This window comes from Mycobacterium sp. IDUB_3 (genome assembly GCF_055419585.1).
The window spans coordinates 2950569-2971904 of the sequence record NZ_JBVAXZ010000001.1; the positions used below are offsets into that span (position 1 = coordinate 2950569).

Annotated in this window: 26 protein-coding genes and 2 tRNA genes; 14 read left to right on the forward strand and 14 right to left on the reverse strand. The window is 66.6% G+C overall.

Features of this window, described 5'->3' with window-relative positions; translation table 11 throughout:
* Positions 1 to 5 precede the first annotated feature (5 nt).
* Both ACZYVJ_RS13590 and ACZYVJ_RS13595 read right to left on the reverse strand, forming a co-directional pair.
* A complete protein-coding gene (locus tag ACZYVJ_RS13590; protein ID WP_463831467.1) occupies positions 6 to 1118 on the reverse strand; it encodes an ABC transporter ATP-binding protein in 1113 nt (370 codons plus the stop codon).
* Position 1119: 1 nt separating this feature from the next.
* Positions 1120 to 2013, reverse strand: a complete 894-nt coding sequence (locus tag ACZYVJ_RS13595) for an ABC transporter substrate-binding protein (protein WP_463832985.1) — start codon at positions 2011 to 2013, stop codon at positions 1120 to 1122.
* Positions 2014 to 2166: 153 nt separating this feature from the next.
* Here ACZYVJ_RS13595 and ACZYVJ_RS13600 point away from each other — a divergent pair, with 153 nt between their 5' ends.
* Positions 2167 to 2517, forward strand: a complete 351-nt coding sequence (locus tag ACZYVJ_RS13600; protein ID WP_463831469.1) for a LapA family protein — start codon at positions 2167 to 2169, stop codon at positions 2515 to 2517.
* On the opposite strand, the gene ACZYVJ_RS13605 is transcribed toward ACZYVJ_RS13600, so the two are convergent.
* Both ACZYVJ_RS13605 and ACZYVJ_RS13610 read right to left on the reverse strand, forming a co-directional pair.
* Positions 2514 to 3566, reverse strand: coding sequence for a phosphotransferase family protein (locus ACZYVJ_RS13605; protein ID WP_463831470.1), 1053 nt, complete (start codon positions 3564 to 3566; stop codon positions 2514 to 2516). The two genes, ACZYVJ_RS13600 and ACZYVJ_RS13605, sit on opposite strands and share 4 nt — an antisense overlap.
* Positions 3567 to 3629: 63 nt before the next feature.
* Complete coding sequence (locus tag ACZYVJ_RS13610) at positions 3630 to 4268, reverse strand: histidine phosphatase family protein (RefSeq protein WP_463831471.1); 639 nt, start codon at positions 4266 to 4268, stop codon at positions 3630 to 3632.
* Positions 4269 to 4393: 125 nt separating this feature from the next.
* Between ACZYVJ_RS13610 and ACZYVJ_RS13615 the strand changes: the two genes are divergently transcribed.
* The 6 genes from ACZYVJ_RS13615 to ACZYVJ_RS13640 all read left to right on the forward strand — a co-directional run bounded on the left by ACZYVJ_RS13615 (position 4394) and on the right by ACZYVJ_RS13640 (position 9852).
* Entirely contained in the window at positions 4394 to 5065 is a 672-nt protein-coding gene (locus tag ACZYVJ_RS13615; protein WP_463831472.1) for a class I SAM-dependent methyltransferase, read from the forward strand.
* Positions 5066 to 5139: 74 nt separating this feature from the next.
* On the forward strand, positions 5140 to 6180 hold the full coding sequence (locus ACZYVJ_RS13620) for a phosphotransferase family protein (protein WP_463831473.1): 1041 nt from the start codon (positions 5140 to 5142) through the stop codon (positions 6178 to 6180).
* Position 6181: 1 nt separating this feature from the next.
* The gene (locus tag ACZYVJ_RS13625; RefSeq protein WP_463831474.1) at positions 6182 to 6946 is read left to right on the forward strand and encodes an SDR family NAD(P)-dependent oxidoreductase; all 765 of its coding nucleotides are present in this window, start codon (positions 6182 to 6184) and stop codon (positions 6944 to 6946) included.
* A 50-nt stretch (positions 6947 to 6996) separates the two neighbouring features.
* Positions 6997 to 8280: an acyl-CoA dehydrogenase family protein gene (locus ACZYVJ_RS13630; protein WP_463831475.1), complete on the forward strand. Its 1284-nt coding sequence runs from the start codon at positions 6997 to 6999 to the stop codon at positions 8278 to 8280.
* Positions 8261 to 8884, forward strand: a complete 624-nt coding sequence (locus ACZYVJ_RS13635; RefSeq protein ID WP_463831476.1) for a TetR/AcrR family transcriptional regulator — start codon at positions 8261 to 8263, stop codon at positions 8882 to 8884. Before ACZYVJ_RS13630 ends, ACZYVJ_RS13635 begins: the two co-directional genes overlap by 20 nt.
* Positions 8884 to 9852, forward strand: a complete 969-nt coding sequence (locus ACZYVJ_RS13640) for an NADPH:quinone oxidoreductase family protein (RefSeq protein ID WP_463831477.1) — start codon at positions 8884 to 8886, stop codon at positions 9850 to 9852. The genes ACZYVJ_RS13635 and ACZYVJ_RS13640 overlap by 1 nt, the downstream gene beginning before the upstream one ends.
* 7 nt (positions 9853 to 9859) lie before the next feature.
* On the opposite strand, the gene ACZYVJ_RS13645 is transcribed toward ACZYVJ_RS13640, so the two are convergent.
* Positions 9860 to 11740, reverse strand: coding sequence for an alkyl/aryl-sulfatase (locus tag ACZYVJ_RS13645; RefSeq protein WP_463831478.1), 1881 nt, complete (start codon positions 11738 to 11740; stop codon positions 9860 to 9862).
* Between the two features lie 171 nt (positions 11741 to 11911).
* On the opposite strand from ACZYVJ_RS13645, the gene ACZYVJ_RS13650 reads away from it, so the two are divergent.
* Complete coding sequence (locus ACZYVJ_RS13650; RefSeq protein ID WP_463831479.1) at positions 11912 to 12379, forward strand: lipoprotein LpqH; 468 nt, start codon at positions 11912 to 11914, stop codon at positions 12377 to 12379.
* Between the two features lies 1 nt (position 12380).
* Here the strand turns inward: ACZYVJ_RS13650 and ACZYVJ_RS13655 are convergent, their stop codons facing one another.
* The 6 genes from ACZYVJ_RS13655 to ACZYVJ_RS13680 form a co-directional block, all read right to left on the reverse strand.
* Entirely contained in the window at positions 12381 to 13892 is a 1512-nt protein-coding gene (locus ACZYVJ_RS13655; protein ID WP_463831480.1) for a sensor histidine kinase, read from the reverse strand.
* Positions 13870 to 14574 carry a response regulator transcription factor gene (locus tag ACZYVJ_RS13660; RefSeq protein ID WP_064880192.1) on the reverse strand — a complete coding sequence of 235 codons (705 nt, stop codon included), beginning with the start codon at positions 14572 to 14574 and terminating at the stop codon, positions 13870 to 13872. The genes ACZYVJ_RS13655 and ACZYVJ_RS13660 overlap by 23 nt, the downstream gene beginning before the upstream one ends.
* Positions 14575 to 14724: 150 nt before the next feature.
* On the reverse strand, positions 14725 to 14880 hold the full coding sequence (locus tag ACZYVJ_RS13665; protein WP_463831482.1) for a hypothetical protein: 156 nt from the start codon (positions 14878 to 14880) through the stop codon (positions 14725 to 14727).
* A gap of 24 nt (positions 14881 to 14904) precedes the next feature.
* Positions 14905 to 15144 (reverse strand): hypothetical protein, encoded by a 240-nt coding sequence (locus tag ACZYVJ_RS13670; protein WP_064880197.1) that lies wholly within the window; start codon positions 15142 to 15144, stop codon positions 14905 to 14907.
* Positions 15145 to 15249: 105 nt separating this feature from the next.
* Positions 15250 to 15660 (reverse strand): MmcQ/YjbR family DNA-binding protein, encoded by a 411-nt coding sequence (locus ACZYVJ_RS13675; protein ID WP_463831483.1) that lies wholly within the window; start codon positions 15658 to 15660, stop codon positions 15250 to 15252.
* Positions 15661 to 15729: 69 nt separating this feature from the next.
* Positions 15730 to 16689, reverse strand: coding sequence for a class I SAM-dependent methyltransferase (locus ACZYVJ_RS13680; RefSeq protein WP_463831484.1), 960 nt, complete (start codon positions 16687 to 16689; stop codon positions 15730 to 15732).
* Between the two features lie 125 nt (positions 16690 to 16814).
* Here ACZYVJ_RS13680 and ACZYVJ_RS13685 point away from each other — a divergent pair, with 125 nt between their 5' ends.
* From ACZYVJ_RS13685 to ACZYVJ_RS13700, 4 genes are read left to right on the forward strand one after another with little or no spacing between them, the layout of a single operon-like run.
* The gene (locus ACZYVJ_RS13685; protein WP_463831485.1) at positions 16815 to 17171 is read left to right on the forward strand and encodes a nuclear transport factor 2 family protein; all 357 of its coding nucleotides are present in this window, start codon (positions 16815 to 16817) and stop codon (positions 17169 to 17171) included.
* A 39-nt stretch (positions 17172 to 17210) separates the two neighbouring features.
* Positions 17211 to 18209, forward strand: a complete 999-nt coding sequence (locus ACZYVJ_RS13690; RefSeq protein ID WP_463832986.1) for a phosphotransferase family protein — start codon at positions 17211 to 17213, stop codon at positions 18207 to 18209.
* A gap of 19 nt (positions 18210 to 18228) precedes the next feature.
* Positions 18229 to 18711, forward strand: coding sequence for a hypothetical protein (locus ACZYVJ_RS13695; RefSeq protein ID WP_463831486.1), 483 nt, complete (start codon positions 18229 to 18231; stop codon positions 18709 to 18711).
* Positions 18712 to 18721: 10 nt separating this feature from the next.
* Positions 18722 to 19291 carry an N-acetyltransferase family protein gene (locus ACZYVJ_RS13700; protein WP_463831487.1) on the forward strand — a complete coding sequence of 190 codons (570 nt, stop codon included), beginning with the start codon at positions 18722 to 18724 and terminating at the stop codon, positions 19289 to 19291.
* Here ACZYVJ_RS13700 and ACZYVJ_RS13705 read toward each other — a convergent pair.
* The 3 genes from ACZYVJ_RS13705 to ACZYVJ_RS13715 form a co-directional block, all read right to left on the reverse strand.
* A complete protein-coding gene (locus tag ACZYVJ_RS13705) occupies positions 19288 to 19416 on the reverse strand; it encodes a hypothetical protein (RefSeq protein ID WP_267880497.1) in 129 nt (42 codons plus the stop codon). The genes ACZYVJ_RS13700 and ACZYVJ_RS13705 overlap by 4 nt on opposite strands.
* Positions 19417 to 19503: 87 nt before the next feature.
* Positions 19504 to 19576: transfer RNA gene (locus ACZYVJ_RS13710), tRNA-Arg, on the reverse strand.
* 43 nt (positions 19577 to 19619) lie between these two features.
* Positions 19620 to 19708, reverse strand: a tRNA-Ser gene (locus ACZYVJ_RS13715).
* 83 nt (positions 19709 to 19791) lie between these two features.
* On the opposite strand from ACZYVJ_RS13715, the gene hisC reads away from it, so the two are divergent.
* Both hisC and ACZYVJ_RS13725 read left to right on the forward strand, forming a co-directional pair.
* Positions 19792 to 20859, forward strand: a complete 1068-nt coding sequence (gene hisC / locus ACZYVJ_RS13720) for a histidinol-phosphate transaminase (RefSeq protein ID WP_463831488.1) — start codon at positions 19792 to 19794, stop codon at positions 20857 to 20859.
* An 11-nt stretch (positions 20860 to 20870) separates the two neighbouring features.
* Positions 20871 to 21335 (forward strand): DUF4334 domain-containing protein, encoded by a 465-nt coding sequence (locus ACZYVJ_RS13725; protein ID WP_463831489.1) that lies wholly within the window; start codon positions 20871 to 20873, stop codon positions 21333 to 21335.
* The last annotated feature ends 1 nt before the right edge of the window (position 21336 follow it).

A 21336-nucleotide genomic window follows, 5' to 3' on the forward strand; every position in this document is an offset into this window, starting at 1 on the left:
GTTAGTTAGGTCCCCCCGGTTTCCGCCGAACCCAGCCGTTGGGAGTCCACCGCGGCCAGCACGTCGGCGGCCAGCACGCCGCCGATCACCCTACCGCCGTCGTCGACTGCGACACCGACGCCCGACGGCGACGACAGCGCCGCGTCCAGCGCCTGGCTCAGATTGCCCCGCGGCCGGAACAGCGATCCGACTCCGCTCATGCTGTCGGGCAACGGCACACCGCCGCGGTGCCGCCGCAGCCCCTCGTCGTCGATCCAGCCGAGCGGAACTCCGGCGTCGTCGACGACCACCGCCCAGCCGTCGGAAAGCATTGTCGCCGAAAGCTGGTCGGCCGTGATCCGTTCGACGTCGTGCAGCGGCAGCCCGGCCGCGTCGAGGAGTTGTAGCCATCGGTAGCCGCGGCCCAGGCCGATGAACCGCGACACGAAGTCGTTGGCCGGCCGTGACAGCAGCCGGGCGGGCTCGTCGTACTGCTGTAGCGAACCGCCCTTGAACACCGCGACCCGCTCGCCGAGTCGCAGCGCCTCATCGATGTCGTGGGTGACGAAGACGATCGTTTTGTGCAATTCGCCTTGCAGGCGCAGTATTTCGTTCTGCAGATCATGGCGGACCACCGGGTCGACGGCGGAGAACGGCTCATCCATCAACAGGATCGGCGGGTCTGCCGCCAGCGCTCGTGCCACGCCAACCCGTTGTTGCTCCCCGCCGGAAAGCTGCGCGGGGTAGCGGGTCGCGAGCTTGGCGTCCAGCCCGACCCGTTCCAGCACCGCGTAGGCTTCTTTGCGAGCGGCCCGACGGGGCTGGCCCCGTAAAACGGGAACCGTTGCCACATTGTCGATTACGCGTTGGTGGGGCATCAGACCGGCGTGTTGGATGACGTATCCGATACCGAGGCGCAGCTTCACCGGGTCGTGGATGGAGACATCGACGCCATCGATCGTGATTGTGCCCGAGGTGGGCTCGATCATCCGGTTGATCATCCGCAGCGCCGTGGTCTTGCCGCTGCCGGAGGACCCGACGAACACCGTCAGCTTGCCGTTGGGGATGCTCAGGCTGAGCTGATTCACGGCGGTGGTGCCGTCGGCGTAGGCCTTGCTGACGTTGTCGAAGATGATCAAGTCATCCTCCGATCGGATGGTCGAAGCCGTTGTCCCGTATCCAGTTTCGTGCCGCCTCGTCGGGATCGATGCCCGAATTCCCCGACACCGCGGCGTTGAGTCCGGCGACTCCGGACGTGGTCAGCTTCGCCGAGACGGCGTCCAGCACCTGTTTGAGCCGCGGAGATCTTTTCTGCGAATTGAGCAGCGGCACAATGTTTCCGGCCACGAAATTATGTTCGGGGTCGTCGAGGGCAACCAAGTGGTTCTGCGGGATGGCCGGTGACGTGGTGAAGACGTTGGCGGCGTTCACCCTGCCCTCGACCAAGGCGCGCACGGTGACCGCACCGCCGCCGTCATCGATGGCGACGAAGTTGCCCGGCTTGATCTCGAGTCCGTACTTCTGCCGCAGCCCGGGCAGCCCGGCGGGCCGGGTCGCGAACGCCGAGGGCGCCCCGAATCGCACGTCGGCCGAATGCACGGCCAGATCGGCGATCGTCCTTAGGTTCCAGGAGTTGGCCGTTGGCCCGGTCACGCTGACGGTATCGGTGTCGGTGGCCGGGGCGGGCGTCAGAATTGCGAGGTCAGCGGGCAGGCGCTGGTCCAGCTCACGCTCGACGGCATCCAGCGTGGTGGCGTCGGACTGCGGCGAAATGTAGAGCAACAGATTGCCGATGTACTCCGGCACCAGATCGATGGAATGGTCTTTGAGCGCAGGAATATACGTCTCCCGGCTCCCGATGCCCATTCGCCTGCCCACTTCGAAACCATTGGCCTGCAAGGCTTGTGCATAGACCTCGGCGATGATCTCCGATTCCGGAAAGTCCCCGGAGCCGATGACGATGGAGTTGGGGCTTCGAACCTGCGCTCCCAGCGGATCGGAATTGCTGCACGCTGCAACAACGGCCATCGCCATCGCCAGCGCTGCCGCGCGCGTGATCGCGCCCCGCACGTGCGGCAGTGCCGTCATACCGCCGACCCTAACGCCCGAACCGCGCGGATGCTGTCGCGCGAGGTTCGGTTGTCCGAATCGGTTTCAATCGGCGTCCGATAGGGCAAAGATGGCAGTATGAGCAGCCACACCCCTGCCTCGCCCGGGCAGCCGCCCCCCAAGCCCGACCCCGCCGCCAAGACCGGCGCGCCCGCCAAGGAACCGGCCATCGGGTTCACCCGCGCCGGCGCTCTCTGGTCGTCGCTGATCGTCGGCTTCGTGATCCTGATCCTGTTGCTGATTTTCATCACCCAGAACACGACAACCGCAGACTTTCAGTTCTTGGGCTGGCACTGGACCCAGCCCAAGGGAGTCGCGATCCTGCTGGCGGCCGTGGTCGGGGGGTTGATCACGGTTGCGGTCGGCACCGCACGGATCTTGCAGCTGCGCCGCGCGGCTAAACGGCAGCACGCGGCCGCCTCGCGCTAGCCGGGCAGCTTCGCGAGTTCGGCCAGACCCCGGGAAATCAGCGGCGCCACCACCTCGGGTGTGTGGTCGGACGGGTCGCCCGTGCCGCGGGCCTGATCCGACATCCGCCGGCGGAAGTCGATGCCCGCGGCGATGATGGCGAGCTTGAAGTAGGCCAGCGCCATGTAGAACTCCCAATGCGCCAACGGTATACCGGCCACCAGCGAATAGCGGTCGGCCAGTTCGTCGGCCGTCGGCAACAACGGCGATGTCCACGCGGCCTGCGCATTGACGATCAAATCCAGGGCCGGGTCGCGGTACACGCACATCAGGGCCGCGTCGGACAGTGGGTCCCCCAGCGTGGAGAGCTCCCAGTCGACGACCGCACGAACCTTGGTCGGGTCGTCGGCGTCCAGGATCGTGTTGTCGATGCGGTAGTCGCCGTGCACGATCGACGTGCGGCTCTGCTGCGGAATCGCTTCGCCCAGACCGGAATGCAGCCGTTCCACGTCGGCGTCGCGCCGATCCTCGGGCAACCGCACCAGCGACCATTGCGAGCCCCATCGCCGCACCTGACGCTCCAGATAGCCGCTGGGCTTACCGAAATCGGCCAGCCCGACGGCGTCGGGGTCGACCGTGTGGAGGTCGACGAGCACCCGGATCAACGAGTCGACGCAGCCGCCGATCACCGTGTGGCTGAACGACTCGAGTTGAGCGCGGCGGCGCACCACCTGGCCGGCGACGAATTCGACGATCTGGAAGGGGGCGCCCAGCACCGAATCGTCCTCGCAGAGCCCGATCGTGCGCGCCACCGGCACGGGTGTGTCCTGCAGCGCGGCGACGACGCGGTACTCGCGGGCCATGTCGTGCGCCGACGGGGTCAACCCGTGCAACGGCGGTCGCCGCACCAGCCAACTGGTGCTGTCGTCGTAGACACGGAACGTCAGGTTGGAGCGACCACCGGAAATGAAGTCCGCGCGTAACTCGCCGTCGCGCCCGATCCCGAGCGAGCGCAGGTAGGAGTCCAGCGAGGCCAGGTCGAGGCCCTCGAGTTGGTCAGCTGAAGTCACCGAACTTGTCTACCATCGCCGGGCTCGACGCGGCGCACCACCTGCGATTTGCCGGTCTTCGGCTCAGGCCTTGCCATGGCTGGTGTGGTCGTCGGGCAACCGTTGGTTTCGCGGCAACAGGTCCCAGACATGTTCGGTGGTGTTGACCGCGGCCACCGTCGCCTGCCCGGACCGCGAGAACAACAGCCGAGTGACCGATGCGTAGTCGACCGGAAAGGACAGCAGCCGGGCGGTGCCGAGGATTTCGTGCAGGAGGACGTTGATGACCCCACCATGGCTGAACACCGCGACCGTGTCGTCGGGGTCGCCGGTGGCGACCAGGTCGTCGACCGCGGCGCGCACCCGGGCACGAAAAGCGTCCTCGTCCACCGCGCTGGGCAGATGCCCCTGAGCCAGGCGCGCCCATTCTTCGGGCATCTCTGCGCGGATCTGCTCGACGGGGATGTACACGGGAAGGTCGCGGTCGTACTCGGCGAAGCGATCGTCGATCTCGACGGTCAGGCCCCGATCCGCCGCGACCGGTTCGGCGGTCTGGATGGCCCGGCGCTGCGGGCTGCTCACCACCCGCGCGATGGGAAACCTGGCGAGCGCCTTGGGGAGTCGCTCGATCTGGGCCAACCCTTCCTCCGACAGGTCCGGATCGGAACCTTGGCCGTGTTCGCTGCGCAGCGGCAGCGCGTGCCGGACCAGAAGCACTTGCATGTTTCTTCCCGTCTTGTCGAAAGGTTGTGCCGGTCCGAAGTCTCTCATCGCCCCTTGCTTGTCGTTCAGGGCGTGCACAATGACATCGCTGCATAGCTTGATGCCCACAGCACCGAGGAGGACGGATGACTGAACCGGACAGGGATTGGGACGCCGCCTACCGACAAGCCGCGCCGCCCCCCTGGAGCATCGGCCGGCCCCAACCGGAGTTGGCGCTGCTCATCGATCAGGGCAAGATCCGCGGCGAGGTGCTGGACTCCGGTTGTGGCCACGCCGCTTTGTCGCTGACCCTCGCCGCGCTCGGCTACACCGTGGTCGGCCTGGACGCCAGCGCGACCGCGATTCAGGCGGCCACCGCCGCTGCCGCCGAGCGAGGGCTGACGACGGCGACATTCGCCCAGGCCGACGTCACCAACTTCGGCGGCTATGACGGTCGCTTCTCCACGATTCTGGACAGCGGGCTGTTTCACGCGCTGCCGCCCGATCGCCGCCAGGACTACGTGCAGTCAATTTTTCGGGCCGCCGCGCCGGGCGCCGCGCTGTACATCCTGGCCTTCGCCGCCGGCGCATTGGACGACGCCCATTCGGACCGGCCGGGGCCGCCCGGCTTCACCGAAACCGAATTGCACGACGCCGTCGCGACGCTGTGGCGGGTCGACGATGTCCGCCCGGCCAAGCTGTACGGCACGGACGACGCGGCCGGGTCGCCCGACGGTCCACTGGCGCACCTGGACCACGACGACGAGGGCCACTTCATGGCGCCCGGGTTCCTGCTGAGCGCGCACAAGCCAGGCTGACACTCATAGTTGCCTCTAGCACGGAGAATGCTATTCTCCGGACAGAGATCGGGGTGTGCAGAGAGGGTTGGCCAGTGACTCACGTGGGTGAATCGGGACTCGACGCGGGCGTCCTCGCTCGCTGGCTGGATGCGAACGACGCGCCGGGCGGTGGCGAAGAGGCGCGGCTGACCCAGCTGAAGGGCGGGTCGCAGAACACCCTTTATCTGATTGAGCGCGGAGGCCAGCGCATGGTGTTGCGGATGCCCGGTGCCCGGGCCGACGCCGCCCGCATCGACGGGCTGCTGCGGGAGATCCGCCTGGTGCGCGCCCTGTCCGGCACCGATGTCCCGCATGCGGCGCTGATCGCGGCCGACGACACCGGCGCCGCGCTCGGGATGCCGTTCTACGTCATGCAGGCGATCGATGGATGGAGCCCGATGGACGGCGGTTGGCAATCGCCGTTCGACACCGACCTCGAGGCCCGGCGCGGCCTGGCCTTCCAATTGGTCGACGGCGCGGCCAGGCTGGGCCGAGTGGATTGGCGCAAGCAAGGACTCGAAGGTTTCGGCCGCCCGGACGGATTCCACGAGCGCCAGGTCGATCGCTGGCTGGCGTTCCTCGACGCCTACAAGGTTCGCGAGCTACCGGGTCTGGACGATGCTTCCGAGTGGCTGCGCCGCAACCGTCCGGCGCATTACCGGGCGGGCATCATGCACGGCGACTATCAGTTCGCCAACGTGATGTTCGCGCACGGCGCACCCGCGCGCCTGGCCGCGATCGTGGACTGGGAGATGACCACGGTCGGCGATCCGCTGCTCGACCTGGCGTGGTGCCTGCTGGGCTACGACGGCGAAAAGCCGCGCGAGGACGGATTTTATCTCGACATGCGCGGCATGCCCACGCGCAGCGAGTTGCTGGAGCATTACGAAACCGTCAGCGGATTGTCGACCGAGAACATCGACTACTACCTGGTGCTGGCCAACTGGAAGTTGGGCATCGTGCTGGAGAAGACCTACGCGGCCGGGGTGCGGACCGGCAAGGTCGACCCCAAGATCACCGACGCGTTCGGCCCGATGATTCTCCAGCTCATCGCCACCGCCGCCGATCTCGCCCGCTCCACCAAGGGATCCTGAAATGGGTTATGCCGAAGAGCTTTTCGATCTCACCGACCGGGTCTTCCTGATCACCGGCGGTAGCCGCGGGCTGGGGCGCGAGATGGCGTTCGGCGCGGCGCGCTGCGGCGCCGACGTGGTGATCGCGAGCCGCAACATGGACAACTGCGTATCCACCGCCAAGGAGATCGAGGCCGAGACCGGCCGGTCGGCGCTGCCCTATCAGGTCCACGTGGGTCGCTGGGATCAGCTCGACGGCCTGGTCGAGGCGACCTACGAACGGTTCGGCAAGGTCGACACGCTGATCAACAACGCGGGCATGTCGCCGCTCTACGACAAGCTCACCGACGTGACCGAGAAGCTGTTCGACGCCGTGGTCAACCTCAACCTCAAGGGACCATTCCGCTTGTCGGCGTTGGTGGGTGAGCGCATGGTGGCGGCCGGTCGGGGCTCGATCATCAACGTGAGTACGGCCGGCTCGCTGCGTCCGACACCCGATATCATCCCCTACGCCGCGTCCAAGGCCGGGCTCAACGCCATGACCGAGGCGCTGGCGAAGGCGTTCGGTCCGGCGGTGCGGGTCAACACGCTGATGGCCGGGCCGTTTCTCACCGACGTGAGCAAGGCCTGGAATCTCGGAGCGGCCGAACAGAATCCGTTCAAGCATCTTTCGTTGGAACGCGCCGGCGACCCACGCGAAATCGTCGGCGCGGCACTGTTCTTGGCCTCCGACGCGTCCAGTTTCACCACCGGCTCGATCCTGCGGGCCGACGGCGGGATTCCCTGACGCAGTCATCGCAAGCGCAGCGGGTCGCCACCAATGAGAGGAGTGTTCGAATGTCATGGGATTTTTCTACCGAGCCGGAGTTCGAGGAGAAGCTCGAGTGGATCCGCGGCTTCGTTCGCGACGAGGTGGAACCGCTCGAGGTGCTGTTTCCGGGCTGCGAGTTTCTGCCGCTGAACGACGAGCGGCGCCGCATTGTCGACCCGCTCAAGCAGCAGGTGCGCGACAAGGGTTTGTGGGCACCGCATCTGGGGCCGGAGCTGGGCGGGCAGGGATTCGGTGCGGTCAAGCTGACGCTGATCAACGAGATCCTGGGCCGCAGCCAGTGGGCGCCGATCGTGTTCGGGACGCAAGCGCCCGACACCGGCAACGCCGAGATCATCGCCCGCTTCGGAACCCAGGAACAGAAGGACCGCTACCTGGCGGGCCTGCTGTCCGGGGAAATCTTCTCGTGCTTCTCGATGACCGAGCCGCAGGGCGGCGCGGATCCGCGGGTCTTCACCACCCGCGCCGTCCGTGACGGCGACGACTGGGTCATCACTGGGCGAAAGTACTTCTCCTCCAACGCCTCCGTCGCCTCGTTCTTCATCGTCGTCGCGATCACCGATCCCGACGTGCCGGTCCATACCGGCGCGTCGACGTTCCTGATCCCCGCCGGCACCGAGGGGCTGGTCCTGGAAGCCAATCACCACCTGGTTGGGGCCGACCCGCACGAACCGGGCCATTCGCTGGTGCATTACAACGATGTGCGGGTGCCCGCCGACGCGTTGCTCGGCGAGCCCGGCCAAGGCTTTTTGATTTTGCAGACCCGGCTGGCCGGCGGGCGCCTGCATCACGCGATGCGCTCCATCGGGATGGCGCAACGCGCCGTCGAGATCATGTCCCGCCGGGCGAAAAGCCGCTTCACCCAAGGCAGTCTGCTGGCCGACAAGCAACTGGTCCAGGAGTTCGTCGCCGATTCCTACACCGAGCTGATCCCGTTCCGGCTGACCGTGCTGCACGCCGCGTGGCTGATCGACAACGGCGACGAGCGCGCCGCACGCGCCGAGATCGCTGCGTGCAAGATCCTGGCATCGCAGGCGCTCAAATCGATTGCCCTGCGGGCCATTCAAGTGCACGGGGCGCTGGGGCTGACCGACCAGTTGCCACTGGTCAGCGTCCTGCTGGGCGGCATCGCGCTGGGCCTGGCCGACGGGCCGACCGAGGCGCACAAGGTCAACCTGGCCCGGATGCTGCTGAAGGGTTACGAGGCCGAGGAGGGTGACTGGCCCAGCGAGATGCTCGACGTGCGGCGCGCGGCCGCGCGCGCCAAATACGGTGAGCTCGTTGACCTCTAACCGGGTGACCGCCGCGGTCGAGCGGGCACTGGATGACCGCCAACGGGAGGCCACCGAGGAGGTGGAACGCATCCTGGCCGCCGCGGTGCGAGTCATGGAACGCGTCGCACCCGAACCGCCGCGGGTCAGCGACATCGTCGCCGAGGCGGGTTCGTCGAACAAGGCGTTTTACCGCTATTTTGCCGGCAAGGACGATCTGATCCTGGCGGTCATGGAACGCGGCGTGGCCATCGTGGTCTCCTACCTCGAGCACCAGATGGCCAAGGAATCCGAGCCGCGCGACAAGGTCGCGCGGTGGATAGAGGGCACGCTCGCCCAGGTGGCCGACCCGCACCTGATCAGCATGACCCGCGCGGCGGCCGGCCAGATGTCGGCCGGTACCAGCTGGCGCGCGGCCGACCAGGAGATGATGCGGCCGCTTCGCGAGCTTCTGGTTGAACCCGTTGCGGCGCTGGGCAGTAGCGACGTCGACCGCGATGTCCAGGCGGTGTTCAGCTGCACCGCCGCGACCATGCGCCGCTATGTGGGCTCGGCCGAGGAGCCCGGCCCCGACGACATCGCACACGTGGTGCGGTTCTGCTTACGTGGGCTGGAGGCCGGTTGATGCGCGCGGTGATCTGTCGTTCCTACGGCACTCCCGAGGACCTGGTGATCGACGACGTGCCCGATCCCGTTGCGGCCCCGGGACAGTTGCTGGTGCGGGTCCGCGCGGCCGCGGTCAACTTCCCCGATGTCCTGTTTATCGCCGGGAAATACCAGGTCAAGATTCCACCGCCGTTCATCCCCGGCAATGAGATCGCCGGGGAGGTCATCGCCGCCGGTGACGGTGCACGGTTCCATCCCGGACAACGGGTTTCCGGAACCACATTCGGGGCGTTCGCCGAAAAGGCGCTGCTCGACGCGAGTCAGGCCGAGCTGGTGCCCGACGACGCCGACTTCGCCTCGGCCGCGGCGTTCGGCGTCACCTACCGCACCGCCTATCACGCCCTGCGCTCGACGGCCGCTGTCAAACAAGGAGATTGGGTGGTCGTGCTCGGCGCCGCGGGCGGCGTGGGGCTGGCGGCGGTCGACCTGGCGGTCGCGATGGGGGCCCGGGTGCTGGCGGCGGCGTCGAGCGCGGAGAAGCTCGAGCTGTGCCGGCACCGCGGCGCCGAGGCGACCGTGGACTACGACCGCGAGGACCTGAAAGTGCGGATCCGTGCGCTCACCGGCGACAGTGCCCGCGTGGTGCTGGACCCGGTGGGCGGATCGTATTCGGAACCGGCGCTGCGCGGGCTCGCGCGTGGCGGCACCTTCGTGACGCTGGGTTATGCGGCCGGCACCATCCCGGCGATTCCGCTGAATCTCATTCTGCTCAAAGACATCTGTGTGCGCGGCATGGAGATCCGCACGTTCATGACCGACCGGCCCGACGACGCTGTCCGCGACCTCAAGGAGTTGGCGCAGATGTTCGCCGCCGGTACCGTGCGGCCGTACATCGGCGCACGATTTCCGCTGTCTGAGACAGCAGCGGCCTTGCGGCATGTGGCCGACCGCAAGGTGCTGGGCAAGGTGGTGATCGACGTCGCGTGATGCCGCGTCACGGCGTGACGATGTTGAAATTCGGGTCGGGCCCGTCGAGCACACTCAGCAGGGCCTGCAGCGCGCTCTGATCACCGGTGAGGTCAAGGCCGGGCGAGCTGAAGTCGCCCATCACCACGGCCAGGAGCCGAATCTTGGTGGCCAGCTTGATCGTCACGGTCGCCGTCGAGGGCTCGGGCGCCACCTTACGGCGAACGAGCACCCCATTGCGCAGGGTGAGCCGGTAGTTGGCCGCGGTGTCGGCGAAGGCGATATCGATGGCGATGTTCAGATCCCAGCTGCGTGGGCCGTTGACCCGAATCGCCAAACCGTCGAAAATCTGCTCCGGTGTCAGTTGGGCCATCATGGTGGGAGAGGCGACCTGAGCCGCGGTGCCGAAGTTTCCGTCGCGCAATTCCGTTGCGCCGCTGAGGAAAAAGTTGCGCCAGGTCGCGTTTTCGGCACCGTACGCCAGCTGCTCGAGGGTATCCGAGTACAGCGCGCGGGCGCCCGCGTGCTCGCTGTCGGTGAAGATAGCGTGGTCCAACGGCGTTGCGGCCCAACGGAAGTCTCCGGTGTCGAACGCCTCCCTGGCGAGGTCGACGACGCGGTCGATCCCGCCGATCGCCGCGACATACCGGGGCGCCAGCGCCTCGGGCGGATGGGGCCACAGCCGGCCGGGGTTGCCGTCGAACCAACCCATGTAGCGCTGGTAGATCGCCTTGACGTTGTGGCTCACCGATCCGTAGTAACCGTGGGTATGCCAGGCCTGCTCGAGAGCCGGTGGCATCTGGAACATTTCGGCTATCTCGACACCGGTGTGGCCCTGGTTGAGCAATCGCAGCGTCTGGTCGTGCAGGTACGCGTACATGTCGCGTTGCAGCGACAGGAACGCGACGATGCTGTCCCGTCCCCACGTCGGCCAATGGTGGGAGGCGAATACGACGTCGGCGCGATCGGCAAACGTGTCAATCGCTTCGGTGAGATAACCGGACCAGGCGTGCGGGTCACGCACCAGCGCGCCGCGCAGGGTCAGCAGATTGTGCAGATTGTGCGTGGCGTTCTCGGCCATGCACAGGGCGCGGAAACGTGGGAAATAAAAATGCATTTCGGCGGGCGCCTCGGTGCCCGGCGCCATCTGGAATTCGATCTCCACGCCGTCGATGGTGTGCGTTTCGCCCGTGGTGCGAATGTCGATGGTGGGCACGATGACGGCGACCTCGCCGGTGGACGGCGCTTGTCCCAGCCCGCAGCCGACCTGATCCATGGGCCCACGAGGCAGCAAGGCGCCGTACATGTAGGTCGCCCGTCGCGTCATTGCCGGTCCGGCATAGACGTTTTCCTGCACCGCGTGCTCGATGAAGCCCTCCGGCGCCAGCACGGCCACCGCACCGGCGTCTACGTCCTGCTCCGAGGTGACGCCCAATACGCCGCCGAAATGGTCGACGTGGCTGTGGGTGTAGATCACCGCGACGACGGGGCGCTCGCCACCTCGGTGGGTGCGATACAGCGCCAGCGCCGCCGCGGCCACCTCCGCGGACACCAGGGGGTCGATGACGATGATGCCGTTGTCGGATTCCACGAAGGTGATGTTCGAGATGTCGAAGCCCCGGACCTGATAGATGCCGGGCACCACTTCGTAGAGCCCTTGCTTGGCGGCCAGCGTCGACTGTCGCCAAAGGCTGGGGTGAACCCAGGCCGGGGCGGGACCACCCAGGAACGAGTACGCGTCGTTGTCCCACACCACCCGTCCGTCGGCCGCTTTGATCACGCATGGGGACAGTGCGGCAATGAATCCGCGATCGGCGTCGGCGAAATCCGTTTTGTCATGGAAAGGCAGATCGTGGTCGCCATGGGCCGACTCGATGACTGCGCTGGGAGGCTTGTGGTCCACCGTCATACCTTGCCATTAATGCGGCTCCAACCAAGGTGATTCCGACGGCTTTTCGCAGTCTGATCAATGAACACAGCAACAATATCTGCGGGCTCTGGATCCCGACCCGGTTAGCCCGCATACTGCCCAGGCGGCCCTCAATGCCGAGGACCGCAACTTTCGGGCAAAGGAGAACAGGTGAAGCGTCAACTGACGGTCGCGGTGGCTGGAGCGGCCATTCTTGCCGCGGGTATTTCCGGCTGTTCGAGTAACAAATCGAATGGCGTTTCGACCTCGGTGCCGGGAGGCTCCGTGTCGGCCGGCGGCAATAACTCGTCGAAGGTCATCATCGACGGCAAGGACCAGAACGTCCGGGGCACCACTATTTGCACCAAAGCTGGCGGCAATATCTCAATTGCGGTCGGTGGGAACACCACCGGGATCAGCGTCGTGCTCGCCGACGCCGATCCGCTCGCGGTGAAGGCGGTCCAGCTCGGCAACGTCAACGGCGTGACGCTTCAATACGCGCAAGGGGGCCAGGGCAACGCCTCGGCCGCCAAGGACGGCAATACCTACAAGATCACCGGCAGCGCCACCGGCGTCGACATGGCAAACCCCATGCAGCAGGTGAACAAGCCCTTCGAAATAGACGCGACTTGCTCCTGACCTAAAGATCGGCAGCGGGCGGTTGCCATCCGTTGGGTGGCAACCGCACCGTGAACTCGGTCCGGCCCGGCGCGCTGTCCACCGCGATAGTCCCGTTGTGCGCCTTGACAACCGCCGACACGATCGCCAGGCCCAGCCCGGTGCTGCCGCCCTTGCGGGAACGTGACGAGTCACCGCGGGCGAACCGTTCGAAGACCTCGGATTGCAACGCCGACGGGATGCCGGGCCCGTTGTCGATGACCTGCAGCACGGTGTGCGTCGGCTCGGCACTCAGCCGGGTCGTCACGACGGTGCCCGCGCCGGTATGGACCCGGGCGTTGGCAAGCAGATTGGCCAGCACCTGGTGTAGCCGCGCCGCGTCCCCGGTGACGACCACCGGCTCCTCGGGTAAGTCGAGTTCCCATTGATGATCTGGCCCGGCGACGTGAGCGTCGTTGACCGCATCCACCGCCAACCGCGACAGATCCACCGGTTCGCTTTCCAGCGGCCGGCCGGAGTCCAGCCGGGCGAGCAGCAGCAGGTCCTCGACAAGGCGCGTCATCCGCTCGGTCTCCGACGCCACCCGGCTCATCGCCTGCGCCACCGCCTCACGGTCGTCGCCCATCCGTTGGGTCAGTTCGGTATAGCCGCGGATCGCCGCCAGCGGCGTGCGCAGCTCGTGACTGGCGTCGGCGACGAATTGGCGAACCCGCGTCTCGCTGGCCTGCCGCGCCGACAGCGCCGCGGCGATGTGGTCCAGCATCTGGTTGAGGGCCGCGCCGAGTTGACCCACCTCGGTGGAGGGGTTCGCATCGGATTCGCGCACCCGCATCGGGAGTTCGACCTCGCCGCGCGCCAACGGCAGGCCGGCGACCTCGCTCGCAGTTTGCGCGACGCGGCGCAGCGGCGCAAGGGCCCTCCTGATGATGATCACACCGGCCGTGGTCGCGGCGACCAGCGCGATGACGGTGACGATCCCGAAGATGACCAGCATCCGCATCAGGGTGGTGTCGATATTGGCCATCGACAGGCCGGTGACGATGACGTCGCCGCCGTTACGGCTCGGGGCCGCGACCACCCGGTAGCGACCCAGCCCGTCGAGGTCCAGGGTCACCGGCTTGCGGCTGCCGGCGATCCCGGACAGCTGCTGCTGGGCGGTCGCGGTCAGCTCGGCCCGGTCACCGCTGCTCGTGGTGTAGCCGGCGTCCACCGTGTTTCCGTGGCTGACCACCGCCGCCACCATGCCCGCCGGCTGGCCCGGGGCGTCCAGGAATCGCGGACCGGGACCCGGCCTCGGATAGACGTGCTGATGCCGCCAGCTCGAGTGCGGCGGCTCGGGGTACATGAGCGCCGAACGGTAGGAGGTGCCGGCGAGCTGCCCGTCGAGCTGGGCCACCAGGTGGTGCAGCAGCGCCAGTTCGGTCGCCGCGGTGATGCCCACGCAGACGATGGCCAGGACGACGATCTGACCGACCAGCAGCCGCAGCCGAAGGGACCAGACCCTTCGCGTGTCAGCGGGCCGGCTTGAGGACATAACCCGCGCCGCGCAGCGTGTGGATCATCGGTTCCCGGCCGTTGTCGATCTTCTTGCGCAGGTAGGAAATGTAGAGCTCGACGATGTTGGACCGGCCGCCGAAGTCGTAGCTCCAAACCCGGTCCAGGATTTGGGCTTTACTCAGCACCCGCTTGGAGTTGCGCATCATGAATCGCAACAGCTCAAACTCGGTGGAGGTCAAGGAGATTGGCTCACCCGCCCGGGTGACCTCGTGGCTGTCCTCGTCGAGCACCAGGTCACCGACCACCAGTTGCGCGCCGCTGTCCACCGTCGTCACCCCGGTGCGACGCAACAGCGCGCGCAGGCGCAGCACGACCTCTTCGATGCTGAACGGCTTGGTGACATAGTCGTCACCGCCCGCCGTCAAGCCGGCGATGCGGTCTTCCACGGCGTCCTTGGCGGTCAGCAGCAGCACGGGCAATTGCGGGTTCTCTTCGCGAAGTTTGTGCAAGACATCGAGGCCGCTCATGTCGGGCAGCATCACGTCCAGGACAACCACGTCGGGCCGCTGCGAGCGGGCGGAAGCGATCGCCGATGCACCGTCACCGGCGGTGGAGATGTTCCAGCCCTCATACCGCAGTGCCATTGACACCATGTCGGCCAGGACGGATTCGTCATCTACGACCAAAACATTGATGGGGTTGCCGTCCGCACGGCACATGACAACCCGCTCTACCGAGGCTCGGGGCTGCGTCACAAGTTCCAGTATCCGCCGCCGGCTGAGCCGCGCCTATGCCAAACCTATGTGTGTCCTGTGAAACAAATCGCGCGACTGCTGAGCAGTCGCGCGATCCGTTCTTCAGTCAAGCCGTTAGTACCAATAGCGCCGGCCGGCGACCGGACGGCCGACCGAGCCGAGGATCCACAGGATCGCACCGATGACCAACAGCACGATGCCCAGCGTGGTCAGGATGGGTACGTGGAAAACGAATCCGAGAATAAGCAGGACTATCCCTAAGATAACCATGTCGACTTCCTTTTGAGTGAGCGGTTAGAGGTTGATCGATTGCATTGAACTTGGTTGCGGCAGATGGCAATCCGTAACTTTCGGATTGACACCGAAGTAATTCAAGGGTCCGGCGATCACGGTCACCGCAACCGTGCCCGCCGAGGCGCATGATGTGTTGTCGTTTTTGAAGTAGTCGCGCTGCCACGCCGCGAAGACTCCGATCAGCAACCACACCAACGCAACCGTTCCGATGATCCCGCTGCCACGCATCGTGACCTCCAATGTGGACGAGAAAGAAGTTTCTCGTGGACGTGATGTTACCCATTCGACTTATGTCTAAACATGCATTGGGTTATGCGGCAGTGCTTGTCGGCGCCGCTCGCAGCGTCAGAGGTGGTCGGCGAGCCAGGTCGCGGCCCGCTTCTTCGACGCCCGGGACAACCAGGCGTCCTGAATCAGCTCAGCTAATTCGGTTCTGCTGATTTCACCCAGCCGACTGGCCCGCACCAGGACCGACGGGTGCCCGTCGAAGTGGTCCGTGGTGAAAAACGGTGACCCGGGATCGGACACCAACGCCAGCTTGTCGCTCTCCGATCCCACCCAGAGCATGACCACGTCCGCATAGCGTTCGCCGGTGTCCGGATCGGTCGCATCCGGTCGGGGCGTGCGGAAGAAAACGAACGACTTCCCGCCCACCTGGTAAATGGCGTTGCCCTTGGGGCCCTCCAGGCGCTGAACGTGCGGCATCGCCGCGGCGAGCTCGTGCACATCGCCGAGCCGGGCGCGTCGAGCAGGCATATCCGCGAGGGTACCGACCACCGTGGTCGCCCTCATCGCCGCGGCGAGACGCTTTGCGGCGCTACAGGTCTAAGCCTCGCGGAGATCAGCCCGCGTCCGCTGCGCGGACACGTAGAGGGTGGGAGGCATCGAGTCCTCCGCGCCCTGCGGGACGCTGCGGCCGTACCGCGCCATCAACTCCGCGAACGACGCCGTCGTGACGTCCCAGCCGCGGTCGCGCAGCCAGGCGTCGACGGGCGTGCGTTCCTCCGCGTACCAGAGGTCGTCGAAGTCGGTGATCTCGGCGTTGACCAGTTCGGCGGCCGCGGCCCGCATCCGGCGCATGTCGTCGCGCTGGCGCTGCACCCGGCCAGGGTCGGTGAAGCCCGAGTCGGGCACGTTGGACGCCAGCCAACTGCCCTGAACGCTCAGCGCATCGATCCGTTCGAACAGCAGGTCCTGGGCCTGCGCGGGCAGGTAGCGAACCAGTCCCTCGGCCGACCAGACCGCAGGCTTGGAGGCATCAAATCCCGCCTCCTGCAATGCTTTCGGCCAATCCTGGCGCAGGTCGATCGGAACGTTGACCAGCCGCGCCTTGGGCTGCGCCCCGTGCTCACGCAGCGTCTTGGATTTGAACTCGAGCACCTTCGGCTGGTCGAGCTCGTAGACGACCGTCCCGTCGGGCCACGGGAGCCGCCAGCTGCGTGCGTCCAGGCCGGCCGCCAAGATCACCACCTGCCGAACGCCGGCATCCGCGGCGCCGAGGAAGAACTCGTCGAAGAACGCCGTCCGGGTCGCCATGAAGTCGACCATCAGCTGAAGGCGATTACGCAGGTCCGGCTCGATGTCGCCCGCCTTGGCCAGCAGCGCCGGATCGGCGTAGATGCTCCACATACCCTCGCCCGCGGCGTCGACGAACACCCGCGCGAACGGATCGTTGATCAGTGGGTTCTCGCTCTCGGTTTCGGCCGCGCGAGCAGCGGCGACACCCAGCGCCGTGGCACCCACGCTCTGAGTGATCTCCCAAGAATCATTGTCGGTCCGCGGCATCGCCAGTTTCCTTCCCCAGAAAGTAAGTTATGCACACTATTCTTCCAGCCGCCGCCGCTCGGGGCCGCGCGTCGACCCTGCCCTAGTCTTTTTCCCAGACGGTCCACAGGTTGCAAGGGAGTGCCATGACGTCCACCCCGCGTTCGCCGCAGGAGGTGTTCGCCCACCACGGCACCGCACTGGCCGCTGGCGACCTCGACGAGATCGTCGTCGACTACGCCGAGGATTCGGTGGTGCTCAGCCCCGCGGGAATCGCCCGCGGCAAGGATGCCATCCGGACCGTCTTCGCGACGTTGCTCGCCGAGCTTCCGGATGCGGAGTGGGACTTGCTAACTCAGCTTTTCGACGGGGACGTGCTGTTCCTTCAGTGGTCCGCCGATTCTGCTGTCAACCGGGTGGACGACGGTGTGGACACCTTCGTGTTCCGTGACGGCATGATCCGAGCGCAGACCGTCCGATACACGCCGCACCCGAAGGGCTGAGCAGTGGATTACGTGAATCTGGAAGCCGTAGCGGAGTGGATGTCCGGGCAGGGGCTCGGCGAGGGGCCGCTACAGGACGTTTCCAATGTCACCGGCGGAACCCAGAATGTGATGCTGCGATTCACCCGGGCCGGCCGGCCGTACGTGCTGCGGCGCGGGCCACGACACCTGCGCCCGCGCAGCAACACCGTGATCCTACGGGAGACGAAAGTCCTTGCCGCACTGGCGGGCTCCGACGTCCCCCATCCCCACCTGATCGCCGCCTGCGAGGACCCGAGCGTGCTGGGCGACGCCGTCTTCTATCTGATGGACCCGGTCGACGGCTTCAACGCGGGCGAAGGCCTGTTACCGCTGCACGCCGGCGATGCCAGGGTGCGCCACGGCATGGGCCTGTCGATGGCCGACGCGCTGGCCAAGCTGGGCGCGGTCGACCACGTCGCGGTGGGTCTCGCGGATTTCGGCAAGCCCGAGGGCTTCCTGGAACGTCAGGTGCCGCGCTGGCTCTCGGAGCTGGAGTCCTACAACGAGTACGACGGTTACCCCGGGCCGGACATCCCCGGCATCGAGGAGGTGTCGGCCTGGCTGGACCGGCACCGGCCGGCCACCTGGACGCCCGGGATCATGCACGGCGACTACCACGCCGCCAACGTGATGTTCTCGCGCACCGGGCCGGACGTGGTCGCGATCGTCGACTGGGAGATGTGCACCATCGGCGACCCGCTGCTGGATCTTGGCTGGTTGCTGGCCACCTGGCGCCAGTCCGACGGATCGAGCGTCTTCAGCCACGCGCTGGGCGGCCAGGACGGATTGGCCAGCACCGACGAGCTCTTCGAGCGCTACGCCGCCAACACCACCCGCGACCTGTCCCACATCACCTGGTACACCGTGCTGGCCTGCTTCAAGCTCGGGATCGTGATCGAGGGGACGCTGGCCCGGGCCTGCGCCGGCAAGGCGGAGAAGGAGGTCGGCGACCAGTTGCACGCGGCCACGGTGCATCTGTTCGAGCGAGCGCTGGGCCTCATCTCCACCAAGGGATGACCTACTAACATCTCCTCACGTGCCGCCTTATCCCGAGGAACCGGATTACTACTCCGAGCCCACCGCGGCCGCGCGGTACGGCGGGTATTACGAGCCCGAGCCACAGCCGCCGGAGCCCCCGACGCCGTGGTACCGCCGTCCGGCGGCACTGGTCGCGGCCGGCGCCATCGGGGTGATCCTGTTGGCCGCGTTGTTGTACGCGGTGGTCAAGCTCACCAGCGGCTCGCCTGCGCCCGCCCCCGCCACGACGACGCCCGTCCCGTCCACCACCGCGCCGGTGACCACCACGGAGCGGGCGCCGCGGCATCACGGGGGCGGCGGCGGCGGTGGCGCGCCGACCGAGACGGTGACCGAGACGGCCCCGCCGCCGAGCACCGACACTCCTACGACGACGGAGCCGCCCATCACGGCCGCACCGAGCACGGAGACCAGCACCGTCACGCAGACCGTGACCGAACCGCCCCGCCGGGGGCCGTTCCAGCCGTTCCAGCCGCGCCCTTAGCGCGGGCGACGTGCACGCGAGCGGCGGCCTGCTCCGCCCGGCATCGGCAGCGGATGCGGCTGCGTGCCTTGCCATTTACCGGCCGTATGTCGAGCACACGGTCATCAGCTGGGAAACCGACGTGCCAACCGAAATTGAGATGGCCGCGCGGATCGCCGCCGCCCAGGTGAGCCACGAATGGCTTGTCCTGGAACGCGATCACCGGGTGATCGGCTTCGCCTACGGGCACGCCTTCAATCGCCTTGCCACCTACCAGTGGTCGATCGAGACCGGGATCTACCTCGACACCGGCCATCGCCGCACCGGCGGGGGGCGCGCGCTCTACGCGGAGCTACTGCGCAGGCTCACCGAGCGGGGTTACCGGCAGGCGTTCGCCGGTATCACGCAGCCCAACGAGGCCAGCAATGAATTCCACCGGTCTTTCGGGTTCACCGAAGCGGGCCTATACCGGCGCGTCGCGTGGAAACACGACGGCTGGCACGACGTCGCGTGGCTGCAGCTCGACCTGGTCGCTGCCGAGCCGGATGAAGTACCCGGCCCGATCATTGCGCCGGGCCGGGTGCGCGGGTCCGGGGCTTAGCCGCCGGCGCCGCCACCGCCCAGGAAACCCCCACCGGCGCCACCACCGACGAACCCGCCACCGGCGCCGCCGCCCAGGAAACCGCCGCCCGCGCCACCACCGATTTGCTCAATGCTGATTGTCATGGGCGGAAGGTACCGACGGAAAACCGCGCCCACAAGGAACTGGGTCTTAACGATTCAAATCATTTTGGGTTGCTGAGACCTGCCGAGCGCGCCCGAAGGGATTCGAACCCCTAACCTTCTGATCCGTAGTCAGATGCTCTATCCGTTGAGCTACGGGCGCCTGTTCTTCAGTTGTCGTTCCGTGTAGCCGCTAAAGGATCTAGCGGAGGCGAGAGGATTTGAACCTCCGGTCCCCTTTGAGGGGGACAACTCATTAGCAGTGAGCCCCATTCGGCCGCTCTGGCACGCCTCCCTTGGACTTTCTGAGGGTACCGACCCCTTTCCGGTCTCGCGGAACCGGCCATACTGTACACAGTTGGCACGTAAACTGTCGAAGTGACTGCCCGCCTGCGTAACGAACTGGCCGGATTGCCAGTGTATGTGCCCGGCAAGAACGTGCCGGGCTCAATCAAACTGGCCAGCAACGAGACCGTGCACGGCCCGCTGCCCAGCGTGCACGCGGCAATCGAGCGGGCGGTTGCCGTGGTCAACCGCTACCCGGACAACGCCAGCGTGGACCTCAAGGCCGCGCTCGCGATGCACCTGGGTTCCGACGTCGCGCCCGAACAGATCGCGGTCGGTAGCGGTTCGGTCACCTTGTGCCAGCAGCTGGTTCAGATCACCTCCGCGGCCGGTGACGAGGTGATGATCGGCTGGCGCAGCTTCGAGTGCTACCTGCCCATCATCCAGGTGTCCGGCGCGACCACCGTCAAAGTGCCGCTGACCGACCACACACACGACCTCGACGCGATGCGCGCCGCGATCACCGACCGCACCCGGCTGATCTTCGTGTGCAACCCGAACAATCCGACGTCCACTGTCGTCGACCCGGACGCGCTGACGCGATTCGTCGAGACCGTTCCGCCGCACATCCTGATCGCCATCGACGAGGCCTACGTCGAATACATCCGCGACGGCATGCTGCCCAACAGCCTGGAGCTGGCCCTGACGCACAGCAACGTCGTTGTGCTGCGGACTTTTTCGAAGGCCTACGGGCTGGCGGGGCTGCGCTGCGGTTACGCGGTGGGCCACCCGGACCTGATCACCGCGCTGGACAAGGTCGTCATGCCGTTCGCGGTGACGAACGTCGCACAGGCGGCCGCCATCGCGTCGCTCGAGGCCTCCGACGAGCTGATCGCCCGGACCGACGCGCTGGTGATCGAGCGCACCCGGGTAAGCGACGCCCTGCGCGACGCCGGATTCGAACTGCCCCCGTCGCAGGCCAACTTCGTCTGGCTGCCGCTGGGCGAGCGCACCATGGACTTCACCGATCAGGCCGCCGACGCGCGCCTGGTGGTGCGGCCGTTCGCGGCCGAAGGCATCCGTGTCACCATTGGGGCGCCGGAGGAGAACGACGCCCTGCTGCGTTTCGCCTGCGACTGGATCGCCCGCACCGAATCGTAAGGAGCCGCCCCGTGGACCTCGCGCGGAAGAAGTTCACCGAGTTCAAAGAGCGCAGCGGCGACATCGCGGATTCCGAGCTCGACGAATTCTGGGCCGAACTTTCGCCCGCGACGATCGACGGCATGCTCGGCGAGTGGAAGGGCGGCGAGTTCCAGACCGGCCACAAGATGAACGGCCAACTGGAAAAGGCCGGCTGGTACGGCAAGACCTTCAAGTCCGTCCGCGACGTGCAGCCGCTCGTTTGCCTGGACGCCGACGGCAACAAGTTCTCCAACGTGGAGATGGGCAAGGGCGAAGCCAGCCTGTGGCTGGAGGACTTCCGCGGCGAAGTCACCGCCACCATGGTTTACGACGGCCAGCCGGTGCACGATCACTTCAAGAAGATCGACGACGACGCCGTGATGGGCATCATGAACGGCAAGGGCGTCCGGGACAACGGCAAGTACTACTACTTCTACCTGGAACGCGAGCGGTAGT

Coding starts and splice junctions, on each gene's coding strand:
- ACZYVJ_RS13625 (WP_463831474.1), top strand. CDS start 6,182: ATGGGTTATGCCGAAGAGCTTTTCGATCTCACCGACCGGGTCTTCCTG.
- ACZYVJ_RS13640 (WP_463831477.1), top strand. CDS start 8,884: ATGCGCGCGGTGATCTGTCGTTCCTACGGCACTCCCGAGGACCTGGTG.
- ACZYVJ_RS13675 (WP_463831483.1), bottom strand. CDS start 15,660: ATGCCTGCTCGACGCGCCCGGCTCGGCGATGTGCACGAGCTCGCCGCG.
- ACZYVJ_RS13680 (WP_463831484.1), bottom strand. CDS start 16,689: ATGCCGCGGACCGACAATGATTCTTGGGAGATCACTCAGAGCGTGGGT.
- ACZYVJ_RS13615 (WP_463831472.1), top strand. CDS start 4,394: ATGACTGAACCGGACAGGGATTGGGACGCCGCCTACCGACAAGCCGCG.
- ACZYVJ_RS13690 (WP_463832986.1), top strand. CDS start 17,211: ATGTCCGGGCAGGGGCTCGGCGAGGGGCCGCTACAGGACGTTTCCAAT.
- ACZYVJ_RS13685 (WP_463831485.1), top strand. CDS start 16,815: ATGACGTCCACCCCGCGTTCGCCGCAGGAGGTGTTCGCCCACCACGGC.
- ACZYVJ_RS13705 (WP_267880497.1), bottom strand. CDS start 19,416: ATGACAATCAGCATTGAGCAAATCGGTGGTGGCGCGGGCGGCGGTTTC.
- ACZYVJ_RS13665 (WP_463831482.1), bottom strand. CDS start 14,880: ATGGTTATCTTAGGGATAGTCCTGCTTATTCTCGGATTCGTTTTCCAC.
- ACZYVJ_RS13600 (WP_463831469.1), top strand. CDS start 2,167: ATGAGCAGCCACACCCCTGCCTCGCCCGGGCAGCCGCCCCCCAAGCCC.
- ACZYVJ_RS13610 (WP_463831471.1), bottom strand. CDS start 4,268: ATGCAAGTGCTTCTGGTCCGGCACGCGCTGCCGCTGCGCAGCGAACAC.
- ACZYVJ_RS13595 (WP_463832985.1), bottom strand. CDS start 2,013: ATGGCGATGGCCGTTGTTGCAGCGTGCAGCAATTCCGATCCGCTGGGA.
- ACZYVJ_RS13655 (WP_463831480.1), bottom strand. CDS start 13,892: ATGTCCTCAAGCCGGCCCGCTGACACGCGAAGGGTCTGGTCCCTTCGG.
- ACZYVJ_RS13645 (WP_463831478.1), bottom strand. CDS start 11,740: ATGACGGTGGACCACAAGCCTCCCAGCGCAGTCATCGAGTCGGCCCAT.
- ACZYVJ_RS13630 (WP_463831475.1), top strand. CDS start 6,997: ATGTCATGGGATTTTTCTACCGAGCCGGAGTTCGAGGAGAAGCTCGAG.
- ACZYVJ_RS13660 (WP_064880192.1), bottom strand. CDS start 14,574: ATGTGCCGTGCGGACGGCAACCCCATCAATGTTTTGGTCGTAGATGAC.